Annotated in this window: 24 protein-coding genes; 12 read left to right on the forward strand and 12 right to left on the reverse strand. The window is 68.2% G+C overall.

The genetic code is table 11. From position 1 onward, the window contains the following. Positions 1 to 8 precede the first annotated feature (8 nt). The gene (locus ACPPVW_RS16425) at positions 9 to 866 is read left to right on the forward strand and encodes a Sir2 family NAD-dependent protein deacetylase (protein WP_426624137.1); all 858 of its coding nucleotides are present in this window, start codon (positions 9 to 11) and stop codon (positions 864 to 866) included. A gap of 32 nt (positions 867 to 898) precedes the next feature. Then, on the forward strand, positions 899 to 1498 hold the full coding sequence (locus ACPPVW_RS16430) for a histidine phosphatase family protein (RefSeq protein WP_426624138.1): 600 nt from the start codon (positions 899 to 901) through the stop codon (positions 1496 to 1498). Positions 1499 to 1541: 43 nt separating this feature from the next. Here the strand turns inward: ACPPVW_RS16430 and ACPPVW_RS16435 are convergent, their stop codons facing one another. Together ACPPVW_RS16435 and ACPPVW_RS16440 are read right to left on the reverse strand one after the other, a co-directional pair. After that, positions 1542 to 2636: a glycosyltransferase family 4 protein gene (locus tag ACPPVW_RS16435; RefSeq protein ID WP_426624139.1), complete on the reverse strand. Its 1095-nt coding sequence runs from the start codon at positions 2634 to 2636 to the stop codon at positions 1542 to 1544. Continuing rightward, positions 2633 to 3580 (reverse strand): alpha/beta fold hydrolase, encoded by a 948-nt coding sequence (locus tag ACPPVW_RS16440; protein ID WP_426624140.1) that lies wholly within the window; start codon positions 3578 to 3580, stop codon positions 2633 to 2635. Before ACPPVW_RS16440 ends, ACPPVW_RS16435 begins: the two co-directional genes overlap by 4 nt. A gap of 154 nt (positions 3581 to 3734) precedes the next feature. On the opposite strand from ACPPVW_RS16440, the gene treS reads away from it, so the two are divergent. From treS to ACPPVW_RS16465, 5 genes are all read left to right on the forward strand, one after another. Then, a complete protein-coding gene (gene treS, locus ACPPVW_RS16445) occupies positions 3735 to 5444 on the forward strand; it encodes a maltose alpha-D-glucosyltransferase (RefSeq protein ID WP_426624141.1) in 1710 nt (569 codons plus the stop codon). A 133-nt stretch (positions 5445 to 5577) separates the two neighbouring features. Next, positions 5578 to 6264: a 3'-5' exonuclease gene (locus tag ACPPVW_RS16450; RefSeq protein WP_426624142.1), complete on the forward strand. Its 687-nt coding sequence runs from the start codon at positions 5578 to 5580 to the stop codon at positions 6262 to 6264. 229 nt (positions 6265 to 6493) lie between these two features. Next, entirely contained in the window at positions 6494 to 6802 is a 309-nt protein-coding gene (locus tag ACPPVW_RS16455) for a DUF4190 domain-containing protein (protein WP_426624143.1), read from the forward strand. Positions 6803 to 7066: 264 nt separating this feature from the next. Further along, positions 7067 to 7360, forward strand: a complete 294-nt coding sequence (locus tag ACPPVW_RS16460) for a transposase (RefSeq protein ID WP_426624144.1) — start codon at positions 7067 to 7069, stop codon at positions 7358 to 7360. Between the two features lie 35 nt (positions 7361 to 7395). Beyond that, positions 7396 to 8241 (forward strand): IS3 family transposase, encoded by an 846-nt coding sequence (locus tag ACPPVW_RS16465; RefSeq protein ID WP_426624145.1) that lies wholly within the window; start codon positions 7396 to 7398, stop codon positions 8239 to 8241. A gap of 75 nt (positions 8242 to 8316) precedes the next feature. Here the strand turns inward: ACPPVW_RS16465 and ACPPVW_RS16470 are convergent, their stop codons facing one another. From ACPPVW_RS16470 to glgA, 3 genes are all read right to left on the reverse strand, one after another. After that, positions 8317 to 8568 carry a type B 50S ribosomal protein L31 gene (locus ACPPVW_RS16470; protein ID WP_426624146.1) on the reverse strand — a complete coding sequence of 84 codons (252 nt, stop codon included), beginning with the start codon at positions 8566 to 8568 and terminating at the stop codon, positions 8317 to 8319. A 137-nt stretch (positions 8569 to 8705) separates the two neighbouring features. Next, positions 8706 to 9506, reverse strand: a complete 801-nt coding sequence (locus tag ACPPVW_RS16475) for an ABC transporter ATP-binding protein (protein ID WP_426624147.1) — start codon at positions 9504 to 9506, stop codon at positions 8706 to 8708. 19 nt (positions 9507 to 9525) lie between these two features. After that, on the reverse strand, positions 9526 to 10713 hold the full coding sequence (glgA, locus tag ACPPVW_RS16480; RefSeq protein ID WP_426624148.1) for a glycogen synthase: 1188 nt from the start codon (positions 10711 to 10713) through the stop codon (positions 9526 to 9528). Positions 10714 to 10760: 47 nt separating this feature from the next. Here glgA and glgC point away from each other — a divergent pair, with 47 nt between their 5' ends. Further along, positions 10761 to 12005, forward strand: a complete 1245-nt coding sequence (gene glgC / locus ACPPVW_RS16485; protein ID WP_426624149.1) for a glucose-1-phosphate adenylyltransferase — start codon at positions 10761 to 10763, stop codon at positions 12003 to 12005. Further along, complete coding sequence (gene serB, locus ACPPVW_RS16490; protein WP_426624150.1) at positions 12002 to 12685, forward strand: phosphoserine phosphatase SerB; 684 nt, start codon at positions 12002 to 12004, stop codon at positions 12683 to 12685. The genes glgC and serB overlap by 4 nt, the downstream gene beginning before the upstream one ends. Positions 12686 to 12955: 270 nt before the next feature. Here the strand turns inward: serB and fabG are convergent, their stop codons facing one another. Next, a complete protein-coding gene (fabG, locus tag ACPPVW_RS16495; protein WP_426624151.1) occupies positions 12956 to 13666 on the reverse strand; it encodes a 3-oxoacyl-ACP reductase FabG in 711 nt (236 codons plus the stop codon). A gap of 76 nt (positions 13667 to 13742) precedes the next feature. Between fabG and ACPPVW_RS16500 the strand changes: the two genes are divergently transcribed. From ACPPVW_RS16500 to ACPPVW_RS16510, 3 genes are read left to right on the forward strand one after another with little or no spacing between them, the layout of a single operon-like run. Next, positions 13743 to 14048 carry a DUF3099 domain-containing protein gene (locus ACPPVW_RS16500; RefSeq protein ID WP_426624152.1) on the forward strand — a complete coding sequence of 102 codons (306 nt, stop codon included), beginning with the start codon at positions 13743 to 13745 and terminating at the stop codon, positions 14046 to 14048. Beyond that, positions 14045 to 14278: a hypothetical protein gene (locus ACPPVW_RS16505; protein ID WP_426624153.1), complete on the forward strand. Its 234-nt coding sequence runs from the start codon at positions 14045 to 14047 to the stop codon at positions 14276 to 14278. The genes ACPPVW_RS16500 and ACPPVW_RS16505 overlap by 4 nt, the downstream gene beginning before the upstream one ends. Next, entirely contained in the window at positions 14275 to 15204 is a 930-nt protein-coding gene (locus ACPPVW_RS16510; RefSeq protein WP_426624154.1) for an SURF1 family protein, read from the forward strand. Before ACPPVW_RS16505 ends, ACPPVW_RS16510 begins: the two co-directional genes overlap by 4 nt. Positions 15205 to 15276: 72 nt before the next feature. Here ACPPVW_RS16510 and ACPPVW_RS16515 read toward each other — a convergent pair whose 3' ends face one another. From ACPPVW_RS16515 to sufB, 6 genes are all read right to left on the reverse strand, one after another. Further along, positions 15277 to 16875 (reverse strand): ABC-F family ATP-binding cassette domain-containing protein, encoded by a 1599-nt coding sequence (locus ACPPVW_RS16515; RefSeq protein ID WP_426624155.1) that lies wholly within the window; start codon positions 16873 to 16875, stop codon positions 15277 to 15279. Positions 16876 to 16973: 98 nt separating this feature from the next. Further along, complete coding sequence (locus tag ACPPVW_RS16520; RefSeq protein WP_055916008.1) at positions 16974 to 17303, reverse strand: metal-sulfur cluster assembly factor; 330 nt, start codon at positions 17301 to 17303, stop codon at positions 16974 to 16976. A gap of 23 nt (positions 17304 to 17326) precedes the next feature. Further along, positions 17327 to 18121: a Fe-S cluster assembly ATPase SufC gene (sufC, locus tag ACPPVW_RS16525; RefSeq protein WP_426624156.1), complete on the reverse strand. Its 795-nt coding sequence runs from the start codon at positions 18119 to 18121 to the stop codon at positions 17327 to 17329. Between the two features lie 4 nt (positions 18122 to 18125). Beyond that, positions 18126 to 18455 (reverse strand): non-heme iron oxygenase ferredoxin subunit, encoded by a 330-nt coding sequence (locus ACPPVW_RS16530; RefSeq protein ID WP_426624157.1) that lies wholly within the window; start codon positions 18453 to 18455, stop codon positions 18126 to 18128. Further along, complete coding sequence (gene sufD, locus ACPPVW_RS16535) at positions 18455 to 19669, reverse strand: Fe-S cluster assembly protein SufD (RefSeq protein WP_426624158.1); 1215 nt, start codon at positions 19667 to 19669, stop codon at positions 18455 to 18457. Before sufD ends, ACPPVW_RS16530 begins: the two co-directional genes overlap by 1 nt. A gap of 1 nt (position 19670) precedes the next feature. Next, positions 19671 to 21089 carry a Fe-S cluster assembly protein SufB gene (gene sufB / locus ACPPVW_RS16540; RefSeq protein ID WP_426624159.1) on the reverse strand — a complete coding sequence of 473 codons (1419 nt, stop codon included), beginning with the start codon at positions 21087 to 21089 and terminating at the stop codon, positions 19671 to 19673. Positions 21090 to 21251 lie beyond the last annotated feature (162 nt).

Raw genomic sequence — 21251 nt, forward strand, 5'->3', positions numbered from 1 at the left:
CTGTGTCCATGACGTCGTCTGGGGCCACGCTGGCGACGGAGTTCTCCACCGAGCTGTCCAACGGCATCGACGAGGCCGAGTCGCTGCTCGCCGGTCGCACGTTCGCCGTGCTCACGGGCGCCGGTGTGTCCACCGACTCCGGCATCCCGGACTACCGCGGCGAGGGCGCGCCCAAGCGCTCCCCGATGACGTTCCAGCAGTTCCTGGCCGACGACCGGTACCGCAGGCGGTACTGGGCCGGCAGCCACCTCGGTTACCGGCGGTTCGCCGCGGCCCACCCCAACGCCGGCCACCGCGCGCTCGCCGCACTGGAGGCTGAAGGCGCGGCGAACGGCGTCATCACGCAGAATGTCGACGGCCTCCACAAGCAGGCGGGCAGCCGTCGCGTCGTCGACCTGCACGGGGCGATGGATCGCGTGCTCTGCCTGTTGTGCGGGCAGATTTTCGCGCGGGAGGCGGTCACGGCGCGCATCGACGCTGCGAACCCGTGGCTCGACGTGGAGGGGGCCGTGGAGATCGCTCCGGACGGCGACGCCATCGTCACAGACGTGGACGCTTTCGTCGTGCCCGACTGCACGGTGTGCGGCGGTCGGCTGAAACCCGACGTCGTCTTCTTCGGCGAATACATCCCCGCCGAGAAGTACCGGGAGGCCAGCGCGCTCGTACGCGGAGCCGACGCTCTCCTCATCGCGGGCTCGTCACTGGTCGTCAACTCCGGCATCCGCCTCCTCGAAGAGGCCAGGCGCAAGCGCCTCCCGATCGTCATCGTCAACCGGGGGAAGACCAAGGGCGACAGCCGGGCCACTATTAAGCTGGATGGCGGGACCACCGAGACGCTGGTCGAGCTCGCACGCCGACTCGCTTAGCGCGACGCGCGTCCTTCGACGAAAGGACGTGCGTGACCATCATCTCGCTCGTGCGGCACGGCCAGACCGACTGGAACCTGGCCAAGCGCATCCAAGGCTCTAGCGACATCCCCCTCAACGGCACCGGCCGCGAGCAGGCCGACGCGACCGGCCGGGCGCTCGCCGGCGGCCGTTTCGACGCGGTGTTCGCCAGCCCGCTCAGCCGGGCGGTCGACACGGCGCGGATCATCGCGACGCATCTCGGCCTCGGCGAGCCGCAGCGCCTGCCTGCGATCGCCGAGCGTCGCTACGGGGAGGCGGAGGGGCTGACCGGCGCGGAGATCCTGGAGCGCTGGCCGGAGGGCACGCCCGTGCCGGGCCGCGAGACCCGGGAGCAGGTCGTGGAGCGGGCTCTGCCCGCACTGCTCGAGCTCGGCGACGCGCATCCCGGCGAGAGCCTCATCGTCGTCAGCCACGGCGGCGTCATCGGCTCGCTCGTGCGTCACGTGACCGACCACGCCCTTCCCGGTCCCGGCGAGGTGATCCCCAACGGCTCGGTGCACCGGTTCCGCTACGACGACGGCCGGCTGACCCTCGACCGGTTCAACCTCGGCCCGGAGGACCGCGACCTGTTCACGGCCTCTGTGCTCTGACAGCGGTTCTCTGACGGCCGCGCTCCGGCTGCCGCGAGCTCCTTCAGCGCCTGCTGCGTCGGGTCGGGCGCGCCGCGGTCGCGGTGAGAACGGTGAGGAGGTGTTCGGCGGACGCCTCCCAGGTGAACCGGGCGGCCTCCCGCCGTGCGCTCGCCGATCGCTCTGCCCAGACTCCGGGCTCCTCCAGGTGCCGGATGCGCGCGACCACGGCATCGACGTCGTCGGCCGGGAAGTACAACGCCGAGGAGCCGCCGATCTCGCGGAAGATCGGGATATCGCTCACCACGACCGGGGTGCCCAGCGTCATCGCTTCGACGAGCGGGATGCCGAACCCCTCGTCACGGGAGGCCGTGACGAGGGCGGTCGCGTGGGCCAGGGTCTCGGCGTAGTCCTTGTCGGTGGCCCCGTCGTGGAACACCAGCTGCGCGCCGGGCGCGAGCGCCGAGAGCCGGTCGCGCTCGGCGGGGGTCACCCGGCTCAGCAGGTGGAGGCGGTAGTCGGGGAGCTGCGCGGCCGCGCGGACGAGTGTGTCCACGTTCTTGTAGGGCATGAACGACCCCATGTAGACGAGGCTCTTCGATGCGGGCTGGGTGCGCGCGGCGCGCTCCTCCGGGATCGGTGGCATGTCGGCCGCGTTCGGGACCACGGAGACCGGGCGAGTCGTCAGCTTGTGCTCTGCGATCAGTGCCTTGGTGGTCTCCGATACGGTGACGACCGCGTCCGCCCGGTTGAGCAGCAGCCGCTGCGGCCACCACGCCAGGTGGTACAGCCTCCAGAGCTCGCGCACGAACGCCGACAGATCGCGCGGCGGTGTCCGATGGCGATAGTAGATGAGATCGTGCACCGTGAGCACGAGCCGGTAACGTCGTCCGAACCCGCCCATCGTCTGCATGGGCGTGAACACGATGTCGGGCTTCAGTTTGTTGACCCGGCGGGCGATCCACGGCTCGCCGACCGATGTCGGCGACGCGATCAGCTCCCACGGGAGGTCGGGCAGCAGTTCGAGCTGACGGTGGTCGCTGATCAGCATGGTCACGGCGTGCCGCTCGGCCAGCGCCCTCACCAGGCCGGCCGTGAACCGGCTGATCCCGTCGTGGCGCCCGATGCGGGTGTACCGGCAGTCGAAGAGTATCCTCACGCGGTGCCCTCTGCGTGCGTGCGCGGGGCGCGCCCCTGCTCGGAGAGGAAGGCTTCGATGGCGTGCGCGGCCTCCGCCGGCTTCTCGTAGTGGATGAGGTGCCCGACGTCCGGGACCTCGACCAGCCGGGCGTCGGGGAAGAGCCCGCGGAGCCGGCGTTCCGCCTCGATCGGCGTGATGTCGTCGTCGATCGCCGCGACGAGCAGCGTCGGCTCGGGGATGCGCGCCGCGTACTCGCTGACATCGTGTGCGACGGAGGCGCGGAAGGCCTGCAGCACGACCCTCCGGTCGCTGAACGCCGAGAAGTAGCTTTCGTGCTGGCCGTGGATCCAGGAGCGCAGGCCGCGGTTGCGCGTCTTGGCCATCGCCTCGCTCATGACCCGCACGATCAGGCGGTTGCGCAGCAGCGCGAAGCCGAGACGCTCGGGCAGCACGGCGGCCAGCCAGTAGTAGAAGATCGCGAGTCGCGTCAGCAGGCCGCGCGGGCCCGCGAGCGCGGGTTGGCCGATCGGATTGACGAGCACGACGGAGTCCGGGCGGCTTCCTCCCGCCTCCGCCAGGGCCGCCGAGACGACGATCGAGCCGAACGAGTGGCCGAGGAGCACGACGCGCCCCTCGAGACCGAGGGCCGCCACGAACGCGCGCAGCCACTGCGAGTAGCCGTCGATGTCGTGGTCGCGCTCTGTCATCGGAGTGGACTCGCCGAAGCCCGGGAGGTCCGGCGAGATCAGCCGCAGATCGCTCAGCTGCGCCACGACCGGCTCAAGCCCGTGGTGGTCGCCGCGGAAGCCGTGTACCAGCACGACCGTCGTACCCGCGTCTGCGTGGCCGTAGTCCCAGTACCGCGTCATCCCGCCGAGCAGCGGGAGCTCGGCGTGGCGGACGGGGACGCGGCCCAGCGCCTCCCCGTACGGAGAGGCGGCGTACCGTGTCGTGGAGGTCATCGCCGTCCAGTCTAGGCGGCGCCTTCCTCGCACAGTGAATGTGCGCCGGGGACTGGACACTCCCGGGCGCGGAGGTCCTAGACTTCTCTGGATGTAATCGCTTGCATGCCCCACGTGCACGACCCCCGGGCCACCGCGCTCGAGAAGGAGAACCGTGAGCTTCACCGCTCCCATCACGCTGCCCGGGCTGACACTCGATCCCCAGTGGTACCGCCGCGCGGTGTTCTATGAGGTCATGGTCCGCTCCTTCGTCGACAGCAACGGCGACGGCTCCGGCGACATCGCCGGGCTCACCTCCAAGCTCGACTACCTGCAGTGGCTGGGCATCGACGCCCTCTGGCTGCCGCCGTTCTTCCAGTCCCCGCTGCGCGACGGCGGCTACGACGTCTCGGATTTCAAGGCGATCCTGCCTGAGTTCGGGACCATCGACGAGTTCCGCGATCTGGTCACCAAGGCGCACGAGCGCAACATGCGCATCATTATCGACCTGCCGATGAACCACACTTCCGACCAGCACGAGTGGTTCCAGCAGTCCCGCAACGACGCGGAGGGACCGTACGGCGACTTCTACGTCTGGAACGACACCGACGACAAGTGGCCGGACATCCGCATCATCTTCGTCGACACCGAAGACTCCAACTGGGCGTTCGACGAAGCCCGGCGGCAGTTCTTCTTCCACCGGTTCTTCTCGCACCAGCCCGACCTCAACTTCGAGAACCCCGCCGTGCACGACGCGATGTTCGATGTCGTGCGGTTCTGGCTCGACCTCGGCATCGACGGCTTCCGGCTCGACGCGATCCCGTACCTGTACGAGTCGGACGAGGGCAACGGCGAGGGCGAGCCGCCCACGCACGAGTTCATCAAGAAGATGCGGATCATGGTCGACCGCGAATACCCGGGCCGAATGATGATCGCGGAGGCCAACCAGTGGCCCCGCGAGGTCGCCGCGTTCTTCGGCACCGAGGACGAGCCCGAGTGCCACATGGCCTTCGACTTCCCGGTCATGCCGCGCATCTTCTACGCGTTGCGCAGTCAGCAGGCGAACGAGCTCATCCGGGTGCTGTCCGAGACGACCGACGTCCCCGACGGCTCGGCGTGGGGCGTGTTCCTGCGCAACCACGACGAGCTGACACTCGAGATGGTCAGCGAGGAGTACCGGCAGGCGATGTACGGGTGGTACGCCTACGACCCGCGGATGCGCGCGAACATCGGCATCCGGCGGAGGCTCGCCCCGCTGCTCGACAACTCTCGGGCCGAGCTCGAGCTCGCCCACGCGCTGCTGTTCTCGCTCGCCGGCGCTCCGTTCCTCTATTACGGCGACGAGATCGGGATGGGCGACAACATCTGGCTGCCCGACCGCGACAGCTCGCGCACGCCGATGCAGTGGACCCCCGACCGCAACGCGGGCTTCTCCACGGCCGACCCGGGCAAGCTGTTCCTCCCGATCGTCCAGTCGCTGGTGTACCACTACAACCAGGTGAACGTGGAGGCTCAACTCGCGCAGTCCCGGTCGCTCCTGCACTGGATCCGCAACGTGATCCACGTGCGCAAGGCGCACCCCGTGTTCGGGCTCGGCGATATACGGGTCCTCCCGACTGACCACGAGTCGGTGTTGGCGTTCGTGCGCAGCTATGAGGGCACCGGCACGCACTTCGGCGACCAGCCCGAAGACGTGCTCTGCGTGTTCTCGTTCGCGCACAACCCCGTCTCCGTGTCGTTGGAGGCTCCGGAGTTCGCGGGCAGCACGCTCTACGACCTCTTCGGCGGCGCGGAGTTCCCGACAGTCGCCGACGATGGCCGCTTCACGCTGACGCTGGGTACGCAGAACTTCTACTGGCTGCACATCGAGCCGCGCCGGGCATGACCCTCACGGCCGAAGGGCACGCAAATGCCCCTAAATCACGTTTTTAGGGGCGTCAACGTGCCCCTCGGCGTCGGTTCGCGCCGCGCCGCACGGGTTACGGGGCGGCGAGAGAGGTCGTTCCTACGCTGGCTGCATGAGCAACTGGCATCACGAACTCGGCGTCTTCGATCTTGAGACCACGGGTGTGGATGTCGAATCGGCGCGGATCGTGACCGCACACGTCGGTCTGCTCGGGGCGGACGGCGAGGTGAAGCACGGCCGCTACTGGCTGCTCGATCCCGAGGTCGAGATCCCCGCGGAGGCCACAGCGGTGCACGGCATCACCACCGAGCTCGCACGCGAGAAGGGGATGGACGCCGGAACGGGTGTCGGGGCGATCGTCGACCAGCTGCGCCGGTTGTTCGACCGAGGCATCCCCGTCGTGGCCTACAACGCCCCCTACGACTTCACACTGCTCGATCGCGAGGCGCGCCGGCACGGGGTCGAGCCGCTCGTCTCCCCCGGCCCCATCATCGACCCGCTCGTCATCGACCGGGCGGTGGATCGCTTCCGGCCCGGCAAGCGCACGCTGACCGTCACGGCGACCCACTACGGGGTCGAGCTCATCGCGGCGCACGACGCGGGCGCCGACGCGATCGCCGCCGGCCGACTGGCGCAGGCGCTGGCGCGCGAGCACGGCGAGACGCTGTCCATCGCGGCCACCGAGCTGCACAGCAAGCAGATCGACTGGTGCCGCGAGCAGGCCGCCGACTTCCAGGAGTACATGCGCCGCGCCAGGGACCCGGAGTTCACCGCGTCAGGGCTCTGGCCGATCCGCTGAGGCACTGCCGCCTCCTGGCGACCCTGGGGCCCAGGGTGTGTCTCCCAACTCTGTGGCGTAGCGAGCATGGTGCTGGTGGCCGTCTCGCAAGGCCGAGGAGGGAGTCGATGCGGGTTTCATCGATGACCGACGAGAACGCCGCGAGACGGCCACCAGCACCAGCGCAGTAGCCACAGAGTTGGGAGACACACCCTAGTTGCGCGTCTCCTGGGCCGCTAACCTCAGTGGCATGAGCGATCCGAATCTGAATCCGCAGCCCCAGCCGCCGCAATATGGTGTCTACCAGCAGCCGCAAGCGGCCGGCTACAACACGATGTCGATCGTCGCGTTCATCCTGGCGTTCTTCGTCAGCATCGTCGGCATCATCTTGGGCTTCGTCGCCCTCTCGCAGATCAAACGCACCGGCGAGCAGGGCCGCGGTCTCGCCCTGGCCGCCGTCATCATCGGCTTTGTCGAGGTCGTCATCGGCATCCTCATCTTCATCTTCGTGCTGATCGCGATCGCCATCGCTGCGTCGCACGGGAACAGGGCGTACTGAGCCGAAAGCCTGAGCGCACAACGAAGAAGACCCCGCCCTCATTGAACTGGTCCCCAGAAGTTGGACTGAGTAATTCAGTTCCGACTCCTGGGGGTTAGTTCGTTGGATGCGAGAAGTTCGCTGTCCGAGGCGCAGCGTGCCTCGGCGGTAGCGTGGTTCGAGGAGGGACTCGCCGATCGGGCGGTCTCAAGCCTGCTGGGTGTGCCGCGTTGGCCGGTCAGGCGTCTCTATCAACGTTGGAAGCTGCGCGGCCGAGGAGCGCTGGTGGCAAAGTCTGCGAAACCGTCGTACTCGTTCGAGTTCATGCTGGCACTGGTGGAGCGGTTCCTCGCTGGCGAGCCAGCTCCCGACCTCGCGGCGGAGGCGGGTTTGTCCTCGCCCGCGCTGTTGAAGACGTGGGCTCGCGCGTATCGCCGTGAGGGGGCCGACGCGTTGCGTCCGAAGCCGAAGGGAAGGCCACGCAAGCCCGATGCGCCTCCTCCGGAGGACGAATCCGAGGTGGAGCGGCTGCGGCGTGAGGTCGCGTATCTGCGGGCGGAGAACGCGTATCTGGGATAATTGCGGGCCTTGATGGATCAGAAACGACGGACAAGGTGAACACCGTTGTCGCCCTCAAGGCCGAGCACTCCCTCACCACGCTGCTGAAGATCGCCAACCTGCCGCGGTCGACGTTCTTCTACCACCAGGCCAGGCGCGACACCGAGGACGGGCATGCGAAGCTGAAAGCGGAGATCCGGCGGATCTTCGATCGGTTCGCAGGCCGTTACGGTCATCGCCGCATCCGCGATGAGCTGCGCAAGCACGGCTGGGACGTCGCGAAGAAGACGGTGCTGAAGCTGATGCGCCAGCTCGGGCTGCGTTGCGAGATCCGCCGACGCAAGCGCTACGACTCGTTCAAGGGCAAGGTCGGCAAGATCGCCCCGAACCTGCTCAAACGGGACTTCACTACCACCGGGCCGAACCAGAAGTGGGTCACCGACGTGACCGAGTTCCGTGTCGGGGACCGCAAGGTCTACCTCTCGACGGTGATGGACCTGTTCGGGCGGGAGATCATCGGCCACACCGTCGGGACCTCCCCGAACCTCGAGCTGACCAACAGCTCACTGCGGCAGGCGCTGACGCGGTCGAAGACGGGCGAGAAGCCGATCGTCCACTCCGATCAAGGCTTCCAGTATCAGCACGTCTCCTGGCAGAAGCTCCTGGGGGACCGGGCACACCAGTCCATGTCCCGCAAGGGCAACTGCCTCGACAACGCCGTGATGGAGAGCTTCTTCGGACATCTGAAGGACGAGCTCTACTGCAACACCACGTTCCTCACCGTCGAGGCCCTCACCGCGGCGATCGACGACTACATCGTCTGGTTCAACACCGAGCGAGGCCACTCAACGCTGAAGGGCCTGAGCCCGGTGCAATACCGGACCCAGGCCCTCGCGGCTTAGCCCCTTAAACTCTCACTTGGCCAGTCCAACTTCTGGGGACCAGTTCATTCGGGGCGGGGTCTTCTTCGTTGCGGCTTACTTGCCGAAGTTCTTGTAGCGTGTGTTGAACTTCTCGACGCGACCAGCGGAGTCGAGGATGCGCTGCTTGCCCGTGTAGAACGGGTGCGACTCGGACGAGATCTCGACGTCGATGACGGGGTACGTCTTGCCGTCCTCCCACTCGATCGTCTTCTCGCTGGTCACAGTGGAGCGGGTCAGGAACGTCGCACCCGAGGCCAGGTCGCGGAAAACCACGGGGGCGTAGTCGGGGTGGATGCCAGTCTTCATGAGGACTTCCTTGTTGCGTAGTGTTCGGTCGGTCGTGTCTGCGCGCGATAGCGCGATGACGGGGAAGCTTTTCGGTTCGCACCTGCCGCAGAACGGACTCACTGAGGGAGAACCAGCTATCGAGTTTAGCAGATGTGTCAGTCCCCTGATGCCTGACGCGCCCGGGCGGTATACCGCCCCTCGGTCTCCGCGAGCTCGACATCGATTCCGAACGTCTCGCTGAGCGACTCGCTCGTCAGGACCTCCTCGATCGCGCCCTGCGCGGTGATCCGGCCGCCTTTCAGCAGCAGCGCGCGGTTGAAACCGACCGGGATCTCCTCGACGTGATGGGTGACCATCACGATCGCCGGGGACTTAGGGTCGCTCGCGTAGCCGCCGAGGAGCTGTACGAGCTCCTCGCGACCGCCGAGATCGAGGCTGGCCGCCGGCTCGTCGAGCAGTAGGATCTCCGGGTCGGTCATGACCGAGCGGGCGATCTGGACGCGTTTCTGCTCGCCGTCGCTCAGACTGCCGAACGTGCGCTCCGCGAGGTGCTTGAGGCGCCACTCCGCGAGCACGCGGCGGGCGCGGCGCTCGTCGATCTCCTCGTAAAGCTCGTTCCAGCGGCCGGTCACGGCGTACGCCGCGGTCATCACGACGTCGAGCACACGCTCGGTGCGCGGGATGCGGCGGGCGAGCGCCGTGGAGGCGAAGCCGAGCAGCGGGCGCAGCTCGGCCAGGTCGCTGTGGCCGACGGTCTCGCCGAGCACCACGGCCTCCCCCGACGACGGGTGAAGGGCCGCCGCAGCGATCTGCAGCATCGTCGTCTTGCCCGCGCCGTTGGCGCCGAGGATCACCCAGCGCTCGTCCGGCTCCACCGTCCAGTCGACGCCTTGGAGGACGGGGTTGCCGTCCCGGACAACGGACACGTCGTGAAGTCGGAGAACACTGCCTGCCATGCTGCCTAGCCTACCGGCGTCAGGAGGACGCCAACGACCGGTAGATCGCGCGGGTCTGCTCAGCGATGGCCGTCCAGCTGAACTCGCTCTCAGCACGGTCGCGACCGGCCGCGCCCATGCGCGCCGCACGTTCGGGATCGCTCACGACCTCCGTCAGTGCCGCCGCCAGGTCACGGACGAACGCGTCGGGGTCGGTGGGCGTGCCCGTGCCGTCCTGCAGTTGCTCGATCGGCACCAACCGACCGGTGACGCCGTCGACGATGACCTCGGGGATGCCGCCCGTCGCCGTTCCGACGACGGGGAGCCCGCACGCCATCGCCTCCAGGTTCACGATGCCGAGCGGCTCGTAGACCGACGGGCACACGAACACGGTGGAGGCCGTCAGCGCGGCCCGCAGCTCGTCGTTCGGCAGCAGCCGGTCGATCCACACGACGCCGTCGCGCTCGGCCTTCAGCCCGGCCACCAGCCCCGTCACCTCGGCGAGGATCTCCGGCGTGTCCGGCGCGCCGGCGCACAGGATCACCTGCACCTCCGGAGGGAGCAGCCGCGCCGCGCGCAACAGGTAGGGCAGGCCCTTCTGGCGCGTGATCCGGCCGACGAAGATGACGGAGGGCCGGTCGGGGTCGATGCCGAGAGCGCGCGCCTTGTCGCCATCGTGCAGCGGCGTCCAGCGCTCCAGGTCGATGCCGTTGTAGACGACGGTGACCTTCTGCGGGTCGAGCGACGGATAGGAGGCGAGGATGTCGCGGCGCATCCCGTCGCTCACGGCGATCACGGTGTCCGCCGCCTCGAAGGCGGTCTTCTCGATCCAGCTGGAGACGCGGTAGCCGCCGCCGAGCTGCTCGGCCTTCCACGGCCGCAGCGGCTCGAGACTGTGCGCGGTGACCACGTGCGGCACGCCGTGGAGGAGCTTCGCGAGATGGCCTCCGGCGTTGCCGTACCACGTGTGCGAGTGCACCACATCCGCTCCGCCGCAGTCCTGCGCCATCTGGAGGTCGACGCCGAGCGTGCTGATCGAGCCGTTCGCAGCGGCGAGCTCCGCCGGCACCCGGTAGGCGAACGTGTCGGCCTCGTCGCGCGGCTCGCCGAAGCAGCGCACACGTACTTCAGTATCCGTTCTGAGAGCTCTCACCAGCTCGGTGACGTGCACCCCGGCGCCGCCGTAGATGTCCGGCGGGTACTCCTTGGTCAGAAGATCAACGCGCATGTCGAGAACGCTAGTACAGCCCTCCGGTTGCCTCTACTGTGGTGGCTATGGCAGCAGGCAAGAAGATCTTCGGCATCGTCCTCGCGGGTGGGGAGGGCAAGCGGTTGATGCCGTTGACCGCGGACCGCGCCAAGCCGGCGGTGCCGTTCGGCGGGCAGTACCGCCTCATCGACTTCGCCCTGTCGAACCTGATCAACTCGCAGCTGCGGCAGATCGTCGTCCTCACCCAGTACAAGTCGCACAGCCTCGACCGGCACGTCTCGCAGACCTGGCGCCTCGACGGCATGCTGAACTCGTACATCGCGTCGGTGCCCGCGCAGCAGAGACTCGGCAAGCGCTGGTTCAGCGGCTCGGCCGACGCCATCCTCCAGAGCCTCAACCTGCTGCGCGACGAACGGCCCGACATCGTGGTGGTGGTCGGCGCCGACCACGTCTACCGCATGGACTTCGGCCAGATGCTGCAGGCGCACATCGACTCCGGCGCCGCGGCGACCGTCGCGGCGATCCGCCAGCCCATCTCGCTGGCCGACCAGTTCGGCGTGATCGAGGTCGACAGGCAGGACACCTCGCGCATCGCGGCGTTCCGCGAGAAGCCGAAGGATCCGATCGGGCTCCCCGACTCCCCCGTCGAGGTGCTCGCCTCCATGGGCAACTACGTCTTCGACGCCGATGCGCTCATCGACGCGGTCGTGCGCGACGGCGACCGGCCCGACTCCAACCACGACATGGGCGGCGACATCATCCCCGACTTCGTGGCGCGCGGCGAGGCCGGCGTCTACGACTTCAACAACAACGATGTGCCGGGATCGACCGACCGCGACCGCTACTACTGGCGTGACGTGGGAACGATCGACTCCTTCTTCGAGGCCCATCAGGACCTCATCTCGACTCTGCCCGTCTTCAACCTGTACAACCGGAAGTGGCCGATCTTCAGCCAGGTGCTCAACTCACCTCCGGCGAAGATCGTGCGCGACGGACGCGGAGCGCTCGGAACGACGATCGACTCGATCGTCTCGCTCGGTTCCGTGATCTCGGGCGCCCACCTGGAGCGCAGCGTGCTCGGCCCGTGGGCCACGGTGAACTCCGGAGCCAAGGTCGTCGACTCCGTCGTCTTCGAGCGCGCGGTCATCGAGCCCAACGCCTTCGTCGGCAGGGCGATCCTCGACAAAGACGTCATCGTGGCGGAGGGCGCCCGCATCGGCGTCGACCCCGACCGCGACCGCGCGCGCGGGTTCACGGTCACCGAGTCCGGCATCACGGTCGTCGGCAAGGGCGTGCACGTCGTCCCATGAGCGCCGGATACCCCCACGACGGCTCCCGTCCCTCCGAACGGGCCGCCCGGTTCCTCGTCGTCCTCGACGCGGACTCCACCCTGATCCATGACGAGGTCATCGAGCTGCTGGCCGAGGAGGCCGGCAGCCGCACCGAGGTGGCCGACATCACGGAGCGCGCCATGTGCGGCGAGCTGGACTTCGAGGAGAGCCTCCGCGAGCGCGTGCGCACCCTCGTCGGCTTGCCGATCGCGGTCTTCGAGCGCGTCGGCGAGCGCATCCGCGTGACCGACGGCGTCCCTGAACTGATCGCGGGCGTGCAGGCAGCAGGCGGCGAAGTCGGCGTCGTGTCGGGAGGCTTCCACGAGCTGCTCGACCCACTCGGCGAACGGCTCGGCCTCGATCACTGGCGCGCCAACCGGCTCGTCGTGAGCGACGGCGTGCTGACCGGCGAGGTCGACGGCCCCGTCGTCGACGCCGCCGCGAAAGCGCAGGCTCTGCTGTTCTGGGCCGCGGAGTGCGGCGTGCACCTGCGGCAGACGATCGCGATCGGCGACGGCGCCAACGACCTCCGGATGATGGCGGAGGCCGGCCTGGCGGTGGCCTTCAACGCCAAGCCGCGCGTCCGCGCGGAGGCCGACCTGGTGATCGATCGGCAGGACCTCGCGCAGATCCTGCCGCTGCTCGGCCTCCGCGGCTGAGCGCGCTGACCGCGCGCCAGTGCTCCAAACGGGCCATCGACAGGACCGGCCGTAAGCAACTTTCGGAGATCGAGCCCGACGCCCGCGCGATCTCCGTACGGACGAACGACACGCCGCTCGCCCGACCACGAGTTCCGTACGAACGGACATTCGTCTGCGACTCGCCGGGAACGCGCCGTTGCTCCGGAGATTGAATCCGCGAGGGGCGGGATCCCCGGAGTTGCGGACTCCGGCTGGGCGGGGTCAGTACCGGAAAGGCCGCCGAGACGCCTAGTGCCCCATCCCCAGACCGCCGTCGACCGGGATCACCGCACCGGACACGTAGCCCGCGTCGTCGCCCGCCACCCACGTCACGACGCGCGCGACCTCGTTCGGCGACGCGAACCGACCGGCGGGGATGCTCTTCTTGTACTCGGCCTGCTGCGCCTCGGGCAGCACGGCCGTCATGTCGGTCTCGATTAAGCCGGGTGCGACCACGTTGGCGGTGATGCCGCGGGCGCCGAGTTCGCGCGTGATCGAGCGCGCCATGCCGACGAGGCCGGACTTGCTTGCCGCGTAGTTCACCTGACCGGCTGAGCCGTACAGGCCGGCCACGCTCGAGATGAGCACGATGCGGCCCCAGCGCGCCTTCAGCATGCCCTTGGAGGCACGCTTCACCACGCGGAACGCACCGCCCAGGTTCGTCTCGACGACCGAGTCGAACTCCTCGTCGCTCATGCGCATGAGCAGGGTGTCCCTGGTGATGCCCGCGTTCGCCACGACCACCTCGACCGGGCCGAGCTCGGCCTCCACCTGACTGAACGCCGCGTCGACCGACGCCGCGTCCGTGACGTCGGCGCGCACGGTGAGAGCGCCCGCCGGCCCCTCGCCGGAGCGTGCGGTGACCGCCACGCGGTGTCCTTGTGCGAGGAACTCCTCGGCGATTGCGAAGCCGATGCCGCGATTGCCTCCGGTGACGAGAACGGTGCGGGGCGTGGTCATAGAGGCGGTCCTTTCGACGAATCGACCCCCAGCGGGCCGGGTACCAGTTTATGGACGTACTCTTGAGACAACGCACATGAAGCAGACACGCCCGTCCATCACGAATCTCCCGCTCTCCCCGGACGAGGAGCGAAAGCGCCGGATGATCAAGTACTCCGTCGCCATGGGGGTCCGCATCGTCTGTCTGATCGTCGCTCTCATCGTGGGGTGGCCGTGGGCGGCGATCCCGCTCGTCGGAGCGATCTTCCTGCCGTACTTCGCGGTGGTGATCGCCAACGTCGGAGCCGAGCCGCATGAAGCTGAAGCACAGCGTCCGGGCAATATCCTTCCGGTGACACGTCCTCCGTCCGGAGAGCACGGCGACCGACGGGAGGACGAGTGATCGGACTGGGCGAACCCGACCCGCTCACCTGCTCGCGTGCCGGCTGCCGCGACACAGCCTCATGGCGCATCGAGTGGCGCAATCCGCGCATCCACACGGCCGACCGCATCAAGGTGTGGTTGGCGTGCGACGAGCACGTGGGCTTCCTGCGCGAGTTCCTGACGGCACGCGAGTTCCCGGTGGCCGTCGTCGCCCTCGCGGACGATCATGGCGAGAGGACCAGCGCGTGACCGCGACCGAGCGCACGCGGCAGCCCGGCGCCGACGCTGAGGGGCAGCCGGGCAGCACCGAGAACGTCGCGCAACCTGCCGGCGGGTGGGGCTTCGCGTTCTCCCGGCGCTGGCTGGGCTACCTCGCGTTCGCGATCGTCTTCGCCATCGCCTGCGGCTTCCTCTCCAACTGGCAGCTCGCTCGCAGCAAGGAGGCCGCGGCCGCCAACGCCCTCGTCTCCCAGAACTTCTCCTCGCACCCCGTGCCGCTCGCCGATGAGCTGCCGTCGTTGACGGCGTACTCGCCGAAGCAGGAGTGGACCCGCGTGACCGTGACCGGAACCTACGAGAAGGACAAGGAGCTGCTGGCGCGCAACCGCCCCTTCAACGGGAGCCCAGGCTTCGAAGTGCTCACTCCCCTGCGCACCGCCGACGGCTCGCTCTTCATCGTCGACCGCGGCTGGGTGCCGACCGGCAACAACACCGACGCGCCCGACCACGTGCCTCCGGCGCCCTCCGGAACAGTCACCGTCGTCGCGCGCCTGAAGGCCAGCGAGCCCACCATCCAGGGCCGCACGGGGGTCGGGATGCAGGTGGGCACCATCCAGCTCTCCGTCGTCCAGCAGAAGCTCGGCGGCGCCGACGTCTACACCGGCGCCTACGGGCTTCTGGACTCGCAGAAGCCGCGCCCGGCGAGCGCTCCGACGCCGACCGTCACGGTCCCGCCCACGCAGGACGAAGGGCTGCACTGGTCGTACATGATCCAGTGGATCATCTTCGCCCTCATCGGCTTCTTCGGCCTGGGCTACGCGCTGCGCACCGAGTACCGCAAGCGCAACGAGCACGACCCCGCAGAGAAGGCCCGCGCCGCTGAGCGCGCGCGCCGCCGGGCCGCGAAGCGCACCGACGACGACGTCGAGGACGAACTCCTCGACGCCGGTCGCTGAGTTCACGACACATTCGCGCCGAATGCCGCGTTCGACGCGGTCGGAGGAGACATTCGCCGAGAATGTCGGCCGTCAGGCGAGCGAGATCAGCTCGAGGTAGTCCCTGTTCCAGTGGTCCTCGACGCCGTCGGGGAGGATGAGGACACGCTCGGGGTTCAGCGCCTCCACCGCGCCCTCGTCGTGGCTCACCAGCACGACGGCGCCCTCGTAGTGCGCCAGCGCGTCCAAGATCTCCTCACGGCTCGCCGGGTCGAGGTTGTTGGTCGGCTCGTCGAGCAGCAGCACATTCGCGCCCGACACGACGATCATCGCCAGCGCCAGTCGCGTCTTCTCGCCGCCCGAAAGCACCCCGGCCGGTTTGTGCGCATCGTCGCCCGTGAACAGGAACGAGCCCAGCACCTTGCGGGCCTCGGTCTCGGTCAGCGACGGCGAGGACGACACCATGTTCTGCAGAACCGAGCGCTCGACGTCGATGGTCTCGTGCTCCTGCGCGTAGTAGCCGATCCGGAGGCCGTGGCCCGGCTCGACCCCGCCGGTGTCGGGCTGATCGACGCCCGCGAGCATCCGCAGCAGCGTGGTCTTGCCCGCGCCGTTGAGCCCGAGCACCACGACCTTCGATCCGCGGTCGATGGCGAGGTCGACCGCCGTGAAGATCTCGAGCGAGCCGTAGCTCTTCGACAGGTCGGACGCCTGCAGCGGGGTCCTGCCGCACGGGGCGGGCGTCGGGAACCGCAGCTTGGCAACGCGGTCGACCTGACGCACCTCGTCGAGGCCGGCGAGCAGCTTCTCGGCGCGCGCCACCATCTGGTGCGCGGCCGCCGCCTTGGTCGCCTTGGCACCGAACCTGGCCGCCTGGAGCTGGAGGGCGGTCGCCTTCTTCTCGGCGTTCGCGCGCTCCTTCTTGCGCCGCTCCTCGTCGGCCGCCCGCTGGCGCTGGTAGTTCTTCCAGCCCATGTTGTAGATGTCGATCGCCTGGCGGTTGGCGTCGAGATAGAAGACCCGGTTGACCGTCTCGCCGACGAGCTCCACGTCGTGCGAGATCACGATGAAGCCGCCGGAGTAGCTCTTGAGAAAGTCGCGCAGCCAGACGACGGAGTCGGCGTCGAGGTGGTTCGTCGGCTCGTCGAGGATCATCGTGCGCGCGTCCGAGAACAGGATGCGCGCGAGCTCGATGCGACGACGCTGACCGCCCGACAGGGTCTTCAGCGGCTGGTCGAGGATGCGGTCGGGGAGGTTCAGGTTGGACGCGATCGACGCGGCCTCCGCCTCGGCGGCGTACCCGCCGAGCAGGTGGAAGCGCTCCTCCAGGCGGCCGTAGGCCTTCATCGCGGCGGCCGAGACGGCAGGGTCGTCGCTGGCCATGTCGTGCGTGGCCTTCTGCATGCCGAGAACGATCGTGCCGAGCCCACGGGCGTCCAGGATGCGCGTGCGCGCGAGGTCGTCGAGGTTGCCCGACCGGGGGTCCTGCGGGAGGTAACCCAGCTCGCCAGAGCGGTCCACCTTGCCCGCCGTCGGCAGGAGGTCGCCGGCGAGCACCTTGGTGAGCGTCGTCTTGCCCGCGCCGTTGCGGCCGACGAGCCCGATCTTGTCGCCGTCGGCCACGCGGAAGCTGACATCCTCCATCAGCAGGCGCGCTCCCACGCGGAGTTCGAGATCGTGCACGGCGAGCACAGTGGTGTTCCTTACGTTCGTGAATGGCAAACGAGTGGTCCCGACACACTGCCGCTCCAGTGCCGGAGGCGGCGTGTCGGGACCAATCGATGGGTTCGCTAGATGGCGAAGCCGAGGGCGCGCATCATGTCGCGGCCGTCGTCGGTGATCCGCTCGGGACCCCACGGCGGCATCCACACCCAGTTGATGCGGAAGGCTTCGACGATGCCGTCGAGACTCTCGGCGGTCTGCTCCTCGAGCACGTCGGTGAGCGGGCACCCGGCGCTCGTGAGCGTCATCGAGATGATGAGGGCGTTGTTCTCCTCATCCCAGGCCAGGTCGTAGATGAGGCCCAGGTCGACGACATTGATCCCGAGTTCGGGGTCCATGACGTTCTTCAGCGCCTCTTCGACCTCGTCGAAGAGCGCCGGACTCAGCGTGGCGGGCATATCGAGATTCTACCTCCGCGCCCTTATGCCTCGGCCAGGTCGACCGCGTCGGCCTTGGCGGGCTCCGGGGCGTCGACGAAGCGGTCGTAGCCCTCCTCTTCCAGGCGTTCGGCGAGCTCCGGCCCGCCCTCCTCGGCCACCCGGCCCGCGACGAAGACGTGCACGAAGTCCGGCTCGATGTAGCGCAGGATGCGCGTGTAGTGCGTGATGAGGAGGATGCCGAGGCCGGTGTTCGCCTTGGCGCGATTGACGCCCTCCGAGACCACCTTGAGCGCGTCGACGTCGAGGCCGGAGTCGGTCTCGTCGAGCACCGCGAACCTCGGCTTCAGCAGTTCGAGCTGGAGGATCTCGTTGCGCTTCTTCTCGCCACCCGAGAAGCCCTCGTTGACGTTGCGCTCGGCGAACGAGGAGTCCATGCGCAGCTGGCCCATGGAATCGCGAACGTCCTTCACCCAGGTGCGGATGGCGGGCGCCTGACCGTCGATCGCAGTCTTCGCCGTGCGGAGGAAGTTGGTGTTGGTGACACCGGGGATCTCCACCGGGTACTGCATCGCGAGGAAGAGGCCGGCGCGGGCGCGCTCATCGACGGTCATCGCGAGGACGTCCTCGCCGTCGAGCGTGATGGTGCCACGGGTGACCGTGTACTTCGGGTGGCCGGCGATCGTGTAGGCGAGGGTGGACTTGCCCGAGCCGTTGGGGCCCATGATGGCGTGGATCTCACCCTCGTGGATGGTCAGGTCGACACCGTTGAGGATGGGCTTGGTGCCCTGGTCCGTCTCGACGGTGACGTGCAGGTCGCGGATCTCGAGGACTGACATGTGCTTACTGAATCTCTTTCGTGGCGGTCGGGTCGATGTACACGTCTTCGTCGATGACCTCGACCTGGAAGACGGGGACCGGCTCGTAGGCCGGGAGGTTGAGCGGCTTGCCGGTGATGAGGGAGAACTGGGAGCCGTGCGCCCAGCACTCGAGCGTCTCCCCCTCGATGAAGCCTTCGGACAGCGAGATCTCGCCGTGCGTGCAGGTGTCGCCGATCGCGTGGATGTCGCCCGCCGAGTCCTTCACGACGGCGATCGGGACGCCGTCGACGACCACACGGGTCGCCTGGTTCTCGATGAGCTCGGCCACGGACGCGACGCGGGTTCCCGCCATCAGCTCGCCGCCGTGACGGACACCGCGAGCTCGGCCTCGATGGCCGTCTGTAGGCGCTCCTGCAGAGCGGGCGAGCCGATCTGCTGCACGATCTCGAAGAGGAATCCGCGCACGACCAGGCGGCGCGCCTCCTCTTCGGGGATGCCGCGCGACTGCAGGTAGAACAGCTGCTCGTCGTCGAAGCGTCCGGTCGCACTCGCGTGGCCGGCTCCGACGATGTCGCCGGTCTCGATCTCGAGGTTCGGCACCGAGTCGGCGCGGGCGCCGTCGGTGAGCACGAGGTTGCGGTTCTGCTCGTAGGTGTCGGTCCCGACAGCCTTCGGGCCGATGAGCACGTCGCCGATCCACACCGTGCGCGCGCCCTCGCCCTGCAGCGCGCCCTTGTAGGTGACACGGCTGCGGGTCTCGGGGCCCTCGTGGTGCACGTACACCTGCTGCTCGAGGTGCTGCGAGGCGTCGGCGAAGTAGGCGCCCAGCAGCTGGGCGTCGGCACGGGCGCCGGCGAGGTGCGCCGACGGGTTGAGCCGCACGACACCGCCGCCGAGCGTGACGACGACGTGCTTGAGGCGTGCGCCCTCGGCCAGCTCGGCGAAGTGGGCGGACACGTGCAGCGCGTCGTCGTCCCACTCCTGCACCGAAACGACCGTGAGGTCCGCCCCGGCGCCGAGCAGGAACTCGACGTTCTCGGAAAGGTGGGCCGCGCCGCTGTTCTGCAGGATGAGCGTCGCGCGGGCGTCGGCGGCGACCTCCACGACCGTGTGCGCCGCGCGGGCTGGGCCACCGAGGGCGGCGCGGGTCAGCGTGGCCTCCTTGACGTCGTCGCCCGTGACGGACACGAGCAAGGCCTGCTCGAAGTTCGTCCAGGCGTTGGCGGACGCGCGGTCCTCCGGGATGCCGGCGGCGCCGACGCGGGCGTCGTCACGGCCGACCCACGAGGCGGTCACGCCGGGAGCGGCGGTCAGGTCGAACACGTACGGGGAGCCGTCCAGCTCGCCGGAGATCAGCTCGGCGAGCCGAGCGACGGGCGTGTGCTTCCACATGACCTCGCGGCCGGTGACCTCGGGGAAGTCGGTGACCTCAGTGGAGGTGAACCGTTCGGAGCGGGTCTGGATGGGCACGGGCGCGCGCAGGTGCGTAGGAGCCGGCGCGGCCTCTGTCTTCTGCGGGTTCTGCGGCAGGGTGGCAGAGGGCGTCGGGGTACTGGGGGTCGTCATATCAGCCGACAGAGCCTTCCATGCCCATCTCGATGAGCTTGTTGAGTTCGAGTGCGTATTCCATCGGGAGCTCGCGAGCGATCGGCTCGATGAAGCCGCGGACGATCATCGCCATGGCCTCGTCCTCCGGGAGCCCCCGGGACATCAGGTAGAAGAGCTGCTCCTCGCTCACGCGCGAGACGGTCGCCTCGTGGCCGAGCTGCACGTCGTCGACGCGGATGTCGATCGACGGGTAGGTGTCGGACCGTGAGATGGTGTCGACCAGGAGGGCGTCGCAGCGGACCGTGTTGGCGGCGTGATGCGCGTTCGCGTCCACCCGCACCTCACCGCGGTAGCCGGCACGGCCTCCGCCGCGCGCGATCGACTTCGAGACGATCGACGACTGCGTGTACGGCGCCATGTGAATCATCTTCGCGCCGGCGTCCTGATGCTGACCGGGCCCGGCGAAGGCGACCGAGAGGGTCTCGCCCTTGGCGTGCTCCCCCATCAGGTAGATCGACGGGTACTTCATCGTCACCTTGGAGCCGATGTTGCCGTCGATCCACTCCATGGTCGCGCCCTCGGCGGCGGTCGCGCGCTTGGTCACGAGGTTGTAGACGTTGTTCGACCAGTTCTGGATGGTCGTGTAACGCACGCGGGCGTTCTTCTTGACGATGATCTCGACGACCGCGGAGTGCAGCGAGTCGGACTTGTAGATCGGCGCCGTGCAGCCCTCGATGTAGTGCACGTAGCTGTCCTCGTCGGCGATGATGAGCGTGCGCTCGAACTGGCCCATGTTCTCCGTGTTGATGCGGAAGTAGGCCTGGAGCGGGATCTCGACGTGCACACCCTTGGGCACGTACACGAACGAGCCTCCGGACCACACGGCGGTGTTCAGCGCGGCGAACTTGTTGTCGCCGGCCGGGATGACCGTGCCGAAGTACTCCTCGAAGACCTCTGGGTGCTCGCGCAGCGCGGTGTCGGTGTCGAGGAAGATCACGCCCTGCTGCTCGAGGTCTTCACGGATCTGGTGATAGACCACCTCGGACTCGTACTGGGCTGCCACGCCTGCGACGAGACGCTGACGCTCCGCCTCGGGGATGCCGAGCTTCTCGTATGTGTTGCGGATGTCCTCCGGCAGGTCCTCCCAGCTCTGGGCCTGCTTCTCGGTGGAGCGGACGAAGTACTTGATGTTGTCGAAGTCGATCTCGGAGAGATCGGCGCCCCAGGTGGGCATGGGCTTGCGCTCGAAGAGCTGGAGCGCCTTGAGACGACGCTGCAGCATCCACTCTGGCTCGTTCTTGAGCGCGGAGATGTCTTTCACCACCTCGGGTCCGAGTCCACGACGCGCGGACGCTCCCGCCGCGTCGGAGTCCGCCCAACCGAACTCGTACTGCCCGAGGCTCGCGAGTTCTGGCCGGTCGATCAGGATGTCTGACATATCTACCTCGTTTCTTACCACTCTCAACCGGATATCAGTCCGGCTCATTCCCCTCGCGGCGTGCGGCTGCCCGGCGCCGAGAGCGTCCTGATTGTGCGGGTGGCTTTGCTGCGTACAAACACAGTGCGTACCTAAAATGATCGGGAACATGGGCGACAGTGC

Origin of the sequence: Leifsonia sp. McL0607 (assembly GCF_049993355.1) — a bacterium.
Classification (GTDB): Bacteria; Actinomycetota; Actinomycetes; order Actinomycetales; family Microbacteriaceae; genus Leifsonia.

Excerpts from the sequence above, each read along its gene's own strand:
- ACPPVW_RS16425 (WP_426624137.1), top strand. The coding sequence starts at position 9 with ATGACGTCGTCTGGGGCCACGCTGGCGACGGAGTTCTCCACCGAGCTG.
- ACPPVW_RS16440 (WP_426624140.1), bottom strand. The coding sequence starts at position 3,580 with ATGACCTCCACGACACGGTACGCCGCCTCTCCGTACGGGGAGGCGCTG.
- ACPPVW_RS16450 (WP_426624142.1), top strand. The coding sequence starts at position 5,578 with ATGAGCAACTGGCATCACGAACTCGGCGTCTTCGATCTTGAGACCACG.
- ACPPVW_RS16455 (WP_426624143.1), top strand. The coding sequence starts at position 6,494 with ATGAGCGATCCGAATCTGAATCCGCAGCCCCAGCCGCCGCAATATGGT.
- ACPPVW_RS16470 (WP_426624146.1), bottom strand. The coding sequence starts at position 8,568 with ATGAAGACTGGCATCCACCCCGACTACGCCCCCGTGGTTTTCCGCGAC.
- ACPPVW_RS16475 (WP_426624147.1), bottom strand. The coding sequence starts at position 9,506 with ATGGCAGGCAGTGTTCTCCGACTTCACGACGTGTCCGTTGTCCGGGAC.
- glgA (WP_426624148.1), bottom strand. The coding sequence starts at position 10,713 with ATGCGCGTTGATCTTCTGACCAAGGAGTACCCGCCGGACATCTACGGC.
- glgC (WP_426624149.1), top strand. The coding sequence starts at position 10,761 with ATGGCAGCAGGCAAGAAGATCTTCGGCATCGTCCTCGCGGGTGGGGAG.
- serB (WP_426624150.1), top strand. The coding sequence starts at position 12,002 with ATGAGCGCCGGATACCCCCACGACGGCTCCCGTCCCTCCGAACGGGCC.
- fabG (WP_426624151.1), bottom strand. The coding sequence starts at position 13,666 with ATGACCACGCCCCGCACCGTTCTCGTCACCGGAGGCAATCGCGGCATC.
- ACPPVW_RS16500 (WP_426624152.1), top strand. The coding sequence starts at position 13,743 with ATGAAGCAGACACGCCCGTCCATCACGAATCTCCCGCTCTCCCCGGAC.
- ACPPVW_RS16520 (WP_055916008.1), bottom strand. The coding sequence starts at position 17,303 with ATGCCCGCCACGCTGAGTCCGGCGCTCTTCGACGAGGTCGAAGAGGCG.
- sufC (WP_426624156.1), bottom strand. The coding sequence starts at position 18,121 with ATGTCAGTCCTCGAGATCCGCGACCTGCACGTCACCGTCGAGACGGAC.
- ACPPVW_RS16530 (WP_426624157.1), bottom strand. The coding sequence starts at position 18,455 with ATGGCGGGAACCCGCGTCGCGTCCGTGGCCGAGCTCATCGAGAACCAG.
- sufD (WP_426624158.1), bottom strand. The coding sequence starts at position 19,669 with ATGACGACCCCCAGTACCCCGACGCCCTCTGCCACCCTGCCGCAGAAC.
- sufB (WP_426624159.1), bottom strand. The coding sequence starts at position 21,089 with ATGTCAGACATCCTGATCGACCGGCCAGAACTCGCGAGCCTCGGGCAG.